The sequence below is a fragment of the Clostridium chromiireducens genome (assembly GCF_003575225.1).
GTDB lineage: Bacteria > Bacillota > Clostridia > Clostridiales > Clostridiaceae > Clostridium > Clostridium chromiireducens.
Window position 1 is genome coordinate 283,259 of the sequence record NZ_QXDJ01000005.1, and the last position, 11,466, is coordinate 294,724.

Annotated in this window: 11 protein-coding genes; 9 read left to right on the forward strand and 2 right to left on the reverse strand. The window is 30.4% G+C overall.

Annotated features, from left to right (window positions below):
- Positions 1 to 54 precede the first annotated feature (54 nt).
- The 6 genes from D2A34_RS19945 to D2A34_RS19970 all read left to right on the forward strand — a co-directional run bounded on the left by D2A34_RS19945 (position 55) and on the right by D2A34_RS19970 (position 6,051).
- Entirely contained in the window at positions 55 to 1,143 is a 1,089-nt protein-coding gene (locus D2A34_RS19945; RefSeq protein ID WP_119367775.1) for a M24 family metallopeptidase, read from the forward strand.
- The gene (locus D2A34_RS19950; RefSeq protein WP_119367776.1) at positions 1,144 to 2,325 is read left to right on the forward strand and encodes a MalY/PatB family protein; all 1,182 of its coding nucleotides are present in this window, start codon (positions 1,144 to 1,146) and stop codon (positions 2,323 to 2,325) included.
- 12 nt (positions 2,326 to 2,337) lie between these two features.
- The gene (locus D2A34_RS19955) at positions 2,338 to 2,937 is read left to right on the forward strand and encodes an RDD family protein (RefSeq protein WP_079439423.1); all 600 of its coding nucleotides are present in this window, start codon (positions 2,338 to 2,340) and stop codon (positions 2,935 to 2,937) included.
- 415 nt (positions 2,938 to 3,352) lie between these two features.
- Positions 3,353 to 3,964 carry a class I SAM-dependent methyltransferase gene (locus D2A34_RS19960; protein ID WP_119367777.1) on the forward strand — a complete coding sequence of 204 codons (612 nt, stop codon included), beginning with the start codon at positions 3,353 to 3,355 and terminating at the stop codon, positions 3,962 to 3,964.
- A 72-nt stretch (positions 3,965 to 4,036) separates the two neighbouring features.
- Positions 4,037 to 5,152 (forward strand): acyltransferase family protein, encoded by a 1,116-nt coding sequence (locus D2A34_RS19965; protein WP_119367824.1) that lies wholly within the window; start codon positions 4,037 to 4,039, stop codon positions 5,150 to 5,152.
- Positions 5,153 to 5,184: 32 nt separating this feature from the next.
- Entirely contained in the window at positions 5,185 to 6,051 is an 867-nt protein-coding gene (locus D2A34_RS19970; RefSeq protein WP_119367778.1) for a Tim44 domain-containing protein, read from the forward strand.
- Between the two features lie 208 nt (positions 6,052 to 6,259).
- On the opposite strand, the gene fliB is transcribed toward D2A34_RS19970, so the two are convergent.
- On the reverse strand, positions 6,260 to 7,420 hold the full coding sequence (gene fliB / locus D2A34_RS19975) for a flagellin lysine-N-methylase (protein WP_119367779.1): 1,161 nt from the start codon (positions 7,418 to 7,420) through the stop codon (positions 6,260 to 6,262).
- Between the two features lie 271 nt (positions 7,421 to 7,691).
- Between fliB and D2A34_RS19980 the strand changes: the two genes are divergently transcribed.
- Complete coding sequence (locus D2A34_RS19980) at positions 7,692 to 8,285, forward strand: TetR/AcrR family transcriptional regulator (RefSeq protein ID WP_119367780.1); 594 nt, start codon at positions 7,692 to 7,694, stop codon at positions 8,283 to 8,285.
- Positions 8,286 to 8,402: 117 nt separating this feature from the next.
- Positions 8,403 to 9,050 (forward strand): lactate utilization protein, encoded by a 648-nt coding sequence (locus D2A34_RS19985; RefSeq protein WP_119367781.1) that lies wholly within the window; start codon positions 8,403 to 8,405, stop codon positions 9,048 to 9,050.
- A gap of 144 nt (positions 9,051 to 9,194) precedes the next feature.
- On the opposite strand, the gene D2A34_RS19990 is transcribed toward D2A34_RS19985, so the two are convergent.
- Positions 9,195 to 9,911: a spore coat protein gene (locus D2A34_RS19990; RefSeq protein ID WP_079439429.1), complete on the reverse strand. Its 717-nt coding sequence runs from the start codon at positions 9,909 to 9,911 to the stop codon at positions 9,195 to 9,197.
- 403 nt (positions 9,912 to 10,314) lie between these two features.
- Here D2A34_RS19990 and D2A34_RS19995 point away from each other — a divergent pair, with 403 nt between their 5' ends.
- Positions 10,315 to 11,226, forward strand: coding sequence for an AEC family transporter (locus D2A34_RS19995; RefSeq protein ID WP_147357752.1), 912 nt, complete (start codon positions 10,315 to 10,317; stop codon positions 11,224 to 11,226).
- Positions 11,227 to 11,466 lie beyond the last annotated feature (240 nt).

Here is an 11,466-nt window from a genome sequence, read left to right on the forward strand (position 1 = left end):
TCGTAGTTAAATTTCTTAATGTGACAGCTCCTCATTTTTAAGGATGGTGATAATATGGCTAAAAGGATAGAAAAAATACATGAGTTCATGAATCATAATAATATTGATGCTCTGCTTATTAAAAGCAAAACTATGAAAAAATGGTTATCAACTATGACAGGCAGCGGATGCAATGTCTTAATCACTAAAAATAAAGGGTTCCTTATATTAGACGGTAGATATTTGACTGAAGCTAAAGAAAAAGAACATGATCTTGAAATCATTCTTCACTCACCTCATGAAATGGGATGTAGTTATCTATCGGCAGCTCAAGATATATTGAAGAAAGAACATTGCCGCAATTTAGGGGGTGAAGCTTCTCAGATGTTAGTGAAAGAATACAGAGATGTTGAAAAAATTGGAGTCCCGATTATTCTATTAGATGAAGAGATAGCTGATTTACGTATTATTAAACAGCAGGAAGAAATAGATATCATGCAAGAGGCAGTTGATATTACAGACGATATTTATAAGAAGGTGCTCGCAAATATTCATTTAGGAATGACAGAGTATGAAATAAGCGCTTTGGTCCAATATTATTCAATTGCAGCAGGAGCGCAGCAAATGTCTTTTGATACAATTGTAGCAACTGGAGAGAGGACTGCTTTTCCACATGGCAGACCAACTGGACGCAGAGTCAAGGCTCATGAGCCAATTATGATTGATTTTGGGATCCAATATAAAAATTATCAGTCAGATATGACGCGTATGTGCTTTATGGGAGAGCCTGAACCTAAGATTAAAGAAATTTACGATATCGTTTTGAAAGCACAGCTGGCAGGATTAAAAGCTATCAATGCTGGCGTTATTGCAAGTGTCGTAGATAAGGCAGCCAGGGATGTTATTGAGAAAAATGGATATGGGCAGTATTTTAATCATGGCCTTGGTCACGGCCTTGGAATTGGTGATGGCTGCGAATTGCCAATTTTGAATTCTTCAAGTAAGACTATTTTAAAGGAACATATGATGATGTCATGCGAGCCTGGAATCTATGTTCCGAGTATCGGAGGCGTGCGTATTGAAGATGATGTGGTTATTATTAATGGCAGAGGTGTCCCCCTCAATAAAACTACAAAGGATTATATGATTTTGGAGGTGAAATAGATGAAATATAATTTTGATGAAGTTCATAATCGTTTGGGAACCTATTCTACACAATGGGATTATATTGAAGATCGCTTTCATAAAAAAGATTTAATACCATTTTCAATTTCAGATACTGATTTTACTATTCCAAAACCAATTACTGAAAAAATTCTTCAAGTTGCCAGCCATCAGATATATGGATATACCAGGTGGAATCATCATGATTTCAAATCTTCTATAACAGAACATTATAAGAGAAGATTTAATACATGCATTGAAGAAGATTGGATTTTATATAGTACAAGCGTTATGTATTCAGTATCATTATTAATCAGGTTGCTAAGTGCTCCCAAAGATAAGATTTTGACATTTAATCCTATGTATGACTCATTTTTTACAGTCATAGAGGATAATGATCGCATATTGGTATCAAATGATTTAATTCATAAAGACGGTTCATTTGAGATTGATTTTGACCTATTTGAAAAACAAGTACAGGACTGCAGAATATTCCTTTTATGCTCTCCACATAATCCTACGGGTATGATATGGTCACAAGATGATATGAAACGCATGATATCATTGTGTAAAAAATATAATACAAAGATAATTTCGGATGAGATACATATGGATATACAGGTTGGGGAAAAGAAACAGATACCACTTTTATCCTATATCCATGATTATGATGAGCTATATACAGCATCTTCTTCTAGTAAAACATTTAATACCCCTGGATTGATTGGTTCATATGTGATGATACCAAACGAGACGGTGAGAAATGAGTTTTTATATCATACCAGAAAAAGAGATTTTTTGAATTCTGCAAGTATATTTGGAATGTATGCCACAATGGTAGGGTATATGCAATGCGATGATTATATCGACGAGCTAAATGACTATATTCGTGGCAATATGCAGCTGGTGGAGGACTTTATTAAGAGTGAGCTACCGGACTTCAAATTTAAAAAACCAGATGCCACTTATTTGGCATGGATAGACGGAAGGGGAGTTCCATTCATTTCTGAACAGATTCAGGATGCTCTAGTAAATGTGGGCGGAGTTGCTATTATGAAGGGTGAAACCTATGGGAAGAATGGCGCAAAATATTTGAGGATGAATTTAGGATGCAGTCGCTCAAAGGTTGAAGATGGGTTAAAGCGTTTTAAAAAAGCCATGGATTATTTGTATTCAAAATAGGAGGAATGTTTTATGCATAAATCATGGAAAAAACTGACATCATGGGTGGATAGGAATCCATCGAATGTGAGCATATCAAAAAGGCTACTGGCATACATCATAGATTGGTGTTTAGGAGGAATTATCACAGGATTCCCTGCAGTTTTAATTTATAGTGCGGTGACAAAGAAAGGGGATATGTTTAGCAATCTCTATGTGTTTGCGAGTCTGGGATATTCAAACGGATGGGCATATTTAGCTGGTAGTCTTTGTTTTATTGCAGCCCTAATTTATTATATATATATCCCTTATAAAAAGTACCATGGTCAGACAATTGGAAAGCATTTGGTTAAGATTAAAATAGTCAAAAAGGACTATTCAGATATAGATTTAAAAACCCTTTTAATAAGACAAATTATAGGGCTCATGGTGATAGAGGGAACAGCAATTGTTATAACAAGTTATTTAATACAGCTGCTTACTCTTGTGACCGGTTTTTATTTTGAATATTATCTAGGAATAGCAGGCAGAATTTTAACAATTGCGTCTGGAATTCTGGTTTTAAGTACGCTATCACATAGGGCTATTCATGATTATATTTCAGGAACGACGGTTGTATCAGAAAACGCTTAGTATGTTTATAAGAGCTGCAAGAATTCTTTATGGAAAATACCTCAAAGGGAAAGAAATTAATATAAATAGGTTAAGATTATAAAAAGGCTGAAAATCAAAAAAAGATGATTCTCAGTCTTTTATTATTTAAGTTGTTTTTTTAATTGTAGGGTTCCTCAGTGATAATGGAACTTATGTGCATACTCACCGATTAATTATGATTAATCTATCAAATCAATCAGCAGCTAAATGGTAATGTCCATAAAAATATACTAGACGTCATGTTTGTAAAGTATGTTATAATAAGGAAATAAGTGTAATTTATATGATTAAAATAAGAGATATAAGTAATATAAATATGTTGCTTCGTGGGTAGAACAATAAATAAGATATAATTCACGCATAATGTAGCATAAAACATAAGGGGGAAGATAAAATGAATGAAATATTTAAGCAAGTACCATTATATAGATTTATAATGCACTGCAATGAGACAACTATGGATAAGAACGTATTAGACTGTGGAGCTGGGGGAGACTGTCCACCACTAAGTTTATTTTTAGAATATGGATATTTAACACATGGAATAGAATTTGACGAAAGACAATTAGAAAAGGCCAATACATATGCAGCATTGAAAAGTCAGTGTTTGAATATTAAGAAGGGAGATATGAGGCAATTAAAATTTGAAAATGAGTCATTTAGTTTTGTATATTCTTATAATTCAGTATTTCATATGACAAAAGCAGATGTTTTAAAATCTATAACTGAAATGAAACGTGTACTAAAGCAAGATGGTTTGCTTTTTGTTAATTTTCTTACTACAAAAGATCATCGTTGTGGGACAGGCGTCTCCCTTGGTGAAAATCAATATGAGCAAATGGATGATGATATGCCTGTAATACATTCATATTTTGAAGAAGATGAACCTGACATGTATTTTAAGGATATGAAAATACTATGCAAAGAAAGCAGAGTTATAGAAAGAATATATCAAAGTGAAAAAATTAAGCAAGGCTTCGTTGATTATATTGTGAAGAAGATATAATGGTGATTACTATGAATATAAATAAAATTAAGAGTCATCCAATTCAATTTGTTGAGGGGTATAATGGTTAACATGAGAAAATATTATATTGATAATATTAGAATTCTATGTATATTAATGCTATTTCCATTTCACACAGCCATGATATTTAATGGATGGGGTGAAAATTGGTATGTGCATAGTAAGGCTTTATTTGGTGCAACTATGCTGGACCTTGCAGTATATCCATGGTGGATGTCAGGATTATTTACCTTGGCTGGAGTCTCTGCTGTATATTCACTAAAGAATAGGACAGTAAAGCAATATATACAGGAACGTTTTTTAAAATTGTTTATTCCTCTAATATCATCAATTTTGTTGGTGATACCAGTTCAGGCATATATAGCAGATAGATATTTTAATAACTATATTGGAAGTTATATAGAGCATTTTGCAGTGTATTTCTCATTAACGGACTGGAGTGGTTACGATGGACATTTTACACCTGGACAAACATGGTTTATATTATATCTTTTTGTAATATCAATAATAACACTGCCTCTTATCATATGGTATAAAAACAAAGAAAACAAAATAAGTGGAAAGTCCATGACTATAATGAAGATTGTACCAATGTTTTTAATAATACTGTTAGCTGCTCCAATACTAGATATTGGGGGGAAGAGTATTGGAGAATTTGCAGCTGATTTTTTACTAGGATATTTTATTTTAAGTATGGAAGAAGTGCAGGCAAGGCTAGAAAAATATCGTATTCCTTTAGGACTTGCATGGGTGATACTGATTATAATGAGATGCACTATGTACCAAATGAGTATTTCACATGGCTTGCTATGGGAAGTTCAACAGCGAGTTTTAGGCTGGATTGGTATTTTGGCAATTATGGGATTAGGTAAAAAATTTTTAGAATTTAATAATAAGTTTACACAATATTTTACATCAGCAATATTTCCTATATATATTTTTCATCAATCTATTATAGTAATTGTAGGTTTTATAGTGGTTCAAACTGTTAGAGTACCAGTAATTCAATATTTTGTAATTATGGGAACGTCATTTATTTTAACAATTATAATGTATGAGATATTCAGAAGACTACCTGTGACAAGATTTCTGTTTGGAATTAAGAAAGACAGAAGGAACAAACTCAAAAGAACCATAAATAAATCTAATGGTAAGCTAAAGTGCTAAAATAAAGAAAGTGAAATCCAGGAGGGAATAATATGTGGGAGATATTTGATAAACCTAATAAAAAGAATAAATATATCAATAAGGCCATTGACACATTAAGTAACTCTGAAGAATTATATTATACCTATATGACTATTGATAAAAATAGAGAATACGATAGAGAAGATATAAATGATTTGTTTTTTTATAAAATCAAAAGAGCTATTGCAATAATATTATGCGTAGTAATTTTAAATAAGTTAGGGTTGCCTGATATTGTTAAATGGTATTATAATGGAGGAATATTTCCTATAAAAGCTACTTTTTTAGTAAGTTTAAGCTTAGTACTAGTTATTATTCATATTTTTAAAATAGATGATTATTACATTAATAAGCTTTTATATAACAATGAGATTAATAAAAAAAAGAAAGAAACAAATGAATTTATAAATACAATAAAGAAAGATTCAAGGAATATTGCCTATGCCTTTCTTAGAAGCACTGTAAAAGAAACCTTTTTTAAAGTAAATGAATCATTGGAACAAATGAATTTTGAAATGTGTGAAAAATACATAAGCAGTGAATTTTATAATATACAGCAGGCACAATGTAAAAGATACTTTTTTAATAATATAATAAGGGTAATAGACGAACTTGAACTTATAGAAGCAGATCCTATTGGAATTATTCATCATCATGATAGCTATGAAGATGTTGTTTGGTTTTTGATTAAATATAGAGCAAAGGATTATGTTGTAGATGAAACTGATGGAGAAATTCTTTTTGGAAGCAATAAAGTTAAGACGTTTATACAATATTGGAAGTTCCAAAAAGAAGGGGAAAATACTTGGCTGTTAAGTGATGTAATAATAAAAGGAGAGCGCGATATAAAAAAATTTAAAATTGTTAATGAATTTTAGCAGGCCAGTTCTAAACTCATGACAAGAATCTCAAAGGTTCAAAAAATTACCAAGTGCAATCATCCTCAGGGATTTAAAGAACATCTTTAGCAACTTGAACACCTCGTGTTTCAGAAGCAATATGGGGAAACAGTATTATAAAGGAATTTTTATAAGAATTAAAGATACAAATAGGCAGTCTATCTATTAAAAAATAGCCTGCCTATTTCTAATTCATTATTAAAATAAGTAGTTGTTTTAAATCATATATTTCGTTCATATTAAACATTTCCTCAAGATCATAAAGGTTTTTCTCTGAATTTTCTATTTCTTTAGAATACATATGCATTATGTCTATTTGATCATTTATATCAAAGTTATATTTATTATCAATCCATTTTACCACATTTAATTCTTTAATAATAAGATAACTCATAACAGCTAATGTAACTTTAGAGTATAATTCTTCATCAAAAATAGCTTTCATAAAATATTGGAATATAAAATATACCATTAAATTCTCATATTCATAGGTTTTATTTTCATAATATTCATTAAAACCATCATATTGTTTTTGATAAAAAGTAATATCTTCTTTTTTATGAAAACATCTAATAGCATTTTCTATTATTTGTGGCCACTTATCATTAATAGGATTAAGGTTTTTATATGCACTCATACATTTAAGCATATTATTATACTTGTCAGCTTGCTTTGCTTTATACTTATCAAATTCATTAATAAGCTCTTTCTGATAAGCGTCTTTAGAATAATTATGTATTATATCTGGAATTTTGGATAACTTATTTTTATTTATTTCTTCCTGAATATCATGAGCAAAATTAATTAATAGTGCAAATCTATGATTTAAAGTTATAGAACGATTTTGCAGCATAGATATAGCCATTTTTCGAGCAGATATTAGCTGCACAGAAATATCAGAATTTATATCATCATAAATATTTATTATTTCGTCATCTTCTAAAACCTCAAAAGTAGCTGGTTTAGAGTCTTTAATGATTAATCTTGCAGCCTCTGGACAGGATAATGATATTCCTATTTCACGCATATCACTATATTCCTCTGCAAATCTTGGATAAGTCTTGCAGGTATAGCATAAACTTTCTTCTCCAAGTTCAGTATAGATATCACAAAGATTATTTGTATTTAAAAATGGACATTTACCATTTTGTAATACAAAACCATGCTCTCCATCTTCATATAAGGTTAGGTTAGATTTTAATCTCTCACCAAATTCACCGCATACCATCTTATAATGGCTGTAGGCTTCATCATCAATTATAATTTCCCATCCAGCACAACAAGTATCAGTGCATTTTGAAGCAGAGCATTTAAAATCTTTATAGTAATGGGGTACTATCGTTTTCATGTAATTACCTCTTCTTTGACGCTTAACTTTTGTCTTATTTCTTAAGAAATTTTATACTTGATTTTATCATAAATTTAAAAGTTTATAAACCTTTATGAAAGATATATATGCTTAATAAGAGTCTATTGTTTGAAGATATTGAGGTTTACGTTGAGGAAGGTAAAAGAATAGTCTAAATATAAAAAATGTTGACATTAAAAAAATATTAAATTATAATTAGAATGAACATTCTATCTAACAAGAATTACAATTTTATACGGAGGATTAAAAAATGTTTGAAGAATATAACAAAGTTCAAAAGGCAGTTTTAGAGACTACCCTTGAGCTTATAAGTGAAAAAGAATTACAGGCAACATCAATGTCATTAATATCTAAGGTTTCTGGGATATCCACTGGAAGTATCTATCATTACTTTAATAGTAAAGAGGATATTATAAATGAGCTTTTTAAGGGAATAGTTAAATCTCAGTCTGATGAAGTATTAGAAGGTTTTGATTCAAATGAAGGTCTTGAAGTCAGATTTCAAGGAGTTTGGAAAAACTTTATTAAATTTGCAATGAGTTATTCAAGAGCATTTCAGTTTATTGAGCAATATTCATTTTCTCCATATATTACAGATGAAGTAAAGAAAAAAGTAAATGAAGATGTTTGGTGCAATGAAGTTGCTAAGCTTTATTCAAAAGCTATTGAACAAAAGTTATTTATTGAATTAGAGCCTAAGTTAATGGTTCAAATGCATTATGGGTCTATGGTATATTTATTAAAATCATATTTTCAGGGAATTACAAATCTTACAGATGATATTATTCAAACAGCAATCTATGCATGCTGGAATGCTGCAAGAAAAAAAGAGAACGAATTTTAAAATTCACACGTATATATAGGAGATTTAGAAGAATAAAATTGTGAAAAACTCTTGTCTCCTTTGTAATGATATTAGAATGAACGTTCAATGCAAAAAATAGAGATGGAGGAATAATTAATGAATACAAATGAAATAAAAAATTGGCATAAGGAAACTATTTGGCAAAAGGTGGTAGATTCATTAATAAAAAATGATTTTGATGCTTTATATGTGTCAACTATGGAAGAAGCTTCGGATTTTGTAATGAATCATGTTACAGCAGAATCTAAAGTGGGATTTCCTGGTTCAATGACAATATATAATATGGGAATTCAAGATAAGGCTAGAGCACTTGGAGCAGAGGTATTAGATCACAGTGTTGATGGCTTAACTTTAGAGGAAAAAGGAGAAATAGCAAAAAAAGAAATGTTAAGTGATTTATATCTTTGCAGCACCAATGCTATTACTTTAGATGGTATGCTTGTAAATGTTGATGCTTGGGGAAATAGGATAGCAGCTATGAACTTTGGTCCTAAGAAAGTAATTATTGTAGTTAGTGTTGATAAAGTATGTAAAGATGAGGCAGCAGCATTTGAAAGATTAAAAAATACAGCAGCACCAATGAATAATATGAGACTCAACACTCAAAATCCATGTACAAAAACAGGAACATGTGTTAATTGCCAAGTAAAAAATAGAATTTGCAGAACATATTCAGTAATGAAAAAGAAACCAGGGTTGACTGATATCACTGTAGTAGTTGTAGGAGATTATTTAGGATTCTAATTAGTAAAAACTATATTAAGTTTATAGAGTTTATTTATTTTTTATTGTTATTAGAATGAACATTCGATTTAGAAAATTAATATAGAAAAGAAGAGATTATAATATAATAAGTGTAAGGTATACAAATTTTTGTATACCTTATTTTCATTGAAAAATAGCCACATACTGATTATCTAAAATAAACATATTATCATTCCACTTTAGGGTATTTAAAACATAGCCTAAAGAATCTGCGTTATATCTTCCGGCTATCCTTTGATAGGCTAACAGCTCATATACATTATTTGAATCAAAGTCTACAGGATATAGGCCACTCAAAGGATTTACGAATCCGCTAATGGGACTTTTTAGTTTACCGTTCTCGTAATATATTTCATTCAAATACTCATCATCTCTATTGGATATATCTATAATGTAGTTTTTATCATTTTGTCTACTGTCAACCTCAACCTTGTAGTTATCCTTATAAGTAACATTATAGTTGTATTTCTCGTTGTATGAATTAAAATCAAACAGCAATTGTGGTGTATTGTCTATAAAGGAATAAATATAGTGATACATTATCCCACCACTTCCACCTGAATCAATACTTATGAAGATATCATATATACCATTATCGGTAAATTTCCATAAAGAAAGCTTTGGATTATATCCTGAATTATCAATGAGAGGAACGCTTATAAATCTGGCTGTTCTTCCATCTTGTATTACAAGGGTAATGTCTTGAGTAAATGGGCTATCTGATGTTTTTATACCTGTTAAATAGACAGTATCAGGTATTCCATCGCCATTTACATCTCCTTGTACTAAAGAAACAATACTTGGGACTGCCATATCATCCCTCAAATAACGATTATGCATAACGGCTCCTTTATATTATAGTTTTTCATATAAATAGTTTATGAACTAATAGGTAATGTGATACAGATATTAGTCTTTAGGAATCTCAATCCTTAGGATTTCAGAAGTGATCTCGGCTGATTGTGAGAAAATGTGAATTTTATAGTATAATTTTATATTACTAGAAGATTATCATTATGATTGATTTATTGCATAAAAAAAAGATATAATGTAACGAGATTTATCCGATAGCTAGCATCCGTAATATTCAAGCTTCTTCAAATGTGAGATAACGGCTGCACGCTCCTGGATAAGTTCAACTAAGATTCAGATGGGGATCAAACCCCACCTGAATCAAGTTTCACTTGATATCTAAATATGGATATATTGAGTGAAAAATGTTTATTGGAAAGGTAAGGATTAAATGAAAGAAGTACTGGTCAAATCGTTAGGATTTATTTGTATCATGATTATAGGATATACACTTAAGAAAAGGGGGTTTTTTAAAAAAGAAGATGGACTTTTTTTATCTAAAATAGTCATGAATATAACATTGCCAGCGGCATTAATTGCTGGGGCAAGTAGTATGAACATAAATTATGTGGCAATTATCATTATTTTAGTAGGTTTAATTAGTAATTTATTTAATATTGTTCTTGTGAAATTTATACAGCGAAGAAATTCGCCAGTTGAAAGAGCTATTAGTATAATTAATTGCTCTGGTTACAATGTAGGTAACTTTGCTATTCCATTTGCAGCCAGTTTTTTTGAACCAACTGCGCTTCTTTATATGTGTATGTTTGATATGGGGAATGCTTTTATGGTACTCGGGGGAGCCTATGCATTGGCTAAAAATGAAGTAGATGGTAGTGGAAGATTAAATATTAAAAAGTTAATTAAGACATTATTAAGATCAGTTCCATTTGATGTCTTAATATTTTTATTTATTATGTCAGCATTAAAAATATCAATCCCAAAAGAAGTTACGACTATTGCTTCCATGATTGGGTCTGCTAATGCATTTCTTGCAATGCTCATGATTGGAATTATATTAGAAATTAATATTACAAAGAATCAAGTAAAAGCAGTTACTAAACTGTTAGGAATGAGGTATTTATGTAATGTACTTCTTAGTTGTATTTTTTATATTTTTTTACCAGTTCCAATTCTAGCAAAACAAATGATTATAGTTGTTTTATTTGCTCCCTTGTCTACAATATCGGCAGTATATAGCAAAATGATAGACTCGGACAATCCAAGTCCAGCACTAGCTAATTCTATTAGCATAATATTAGGAATTTTCATTATGACTGGTTTATTGATTGTTTTTGCATAAGCGGTCTAAATACGTCATGTTTCAGAATTACCTAAGGCGGTCTTTGTGAAGGTTTAATGGTTAGATTTACTTTTTTATTCAAAATATAATTCTTAAATTTTTTTTATAAATTTAAGAATTTTTTGCAACACTTCTCTAAGTTGGATTGTATTACTAGTATAAGGAACAATAAAGAAAATAATTAGTCCATCTGTCAGTATATATTCTATCATGCTGATTAGGCGGATAACCTTAATATGT

Excerpts from the sequence above, each read along its gene's own strand:
- D2A34_RS19965 (WP_119367824.1), top strand. The coding sequence starts at position 4,037 with ATGAGAAAATATTATATTGATAATATTAGAATTCTATGTATATTAATG.
- D2A34_RS19995 (WP_147357752.1), top strand. The coding sequence starts at position 10,315 with ATGAAAGAAGTACTGGTCAAATCGTTAGGATTTATTTGTATCATGATT.
- D2A34_RS19980 (WP_119367780.1), top strand. The coding sequence starts at position 7,692 with ATGTTTGAAGAATATAACAAAGTTCAAAAGGCAGTTTTAGAGACTACC.
- D2A34_RS19950 (WP_119367776.1), top strand. The coding sequence starts at position 1,144 with ATGAAATATAATTTTGATGAAGTTCATAATCGTTTGGGAACCTATTCT.
- D2A34_RS19985 (WP_119367781.1), top strand. The coding sequence starts at position 8,403 with ATGAATACAAATGAAATAAAAAATTGGCATAAGGAAACTATTTGGCAA.
- D2A34_RS19960 (WP_119367777.1), top strand. The coding sequence starts at position 3,353 with ATGAATGAAATATTTAAGCAAGTACCATTATATAGATTTATAATGCAC.
- D2A34_RS19945 (WP_119367775.1), top strand. The coding sequence starts at position 55 with ATGGCTAAAAGGATAGAAAAAATACATGAGTTCATGAATCATAATAAT.
- D2A34_RS19955 (WP_079439423.1), top strand. The coding sequence starts at position 2,338 with ATGCATAAATCATGGAAAAAACTGACATCATGGGTGGATAGGAATCCA.
- D2A34_RS19990 (WP_079439429.1), bottom strand. The coding sequence starts at position 9,911 with ATGCATAATCGTTATTTGAGGGATGATATGGCAGTCCCAAGTATTGTT.
- fliB (WP_119367779.1), bottom strand. The coding sequence starts at position 7,420 with ATGAAAACGATAGTACCCCATTACTATAAAGATTTTAAATGCTCTGCT.
- D2A34_RS19970 (WP_119367778.1), top strand. The coding sequence starts at position 5,185 with ATGTGGGAGATATTTGATAAACCTAATAAAAAGAATAAATATATCAAT.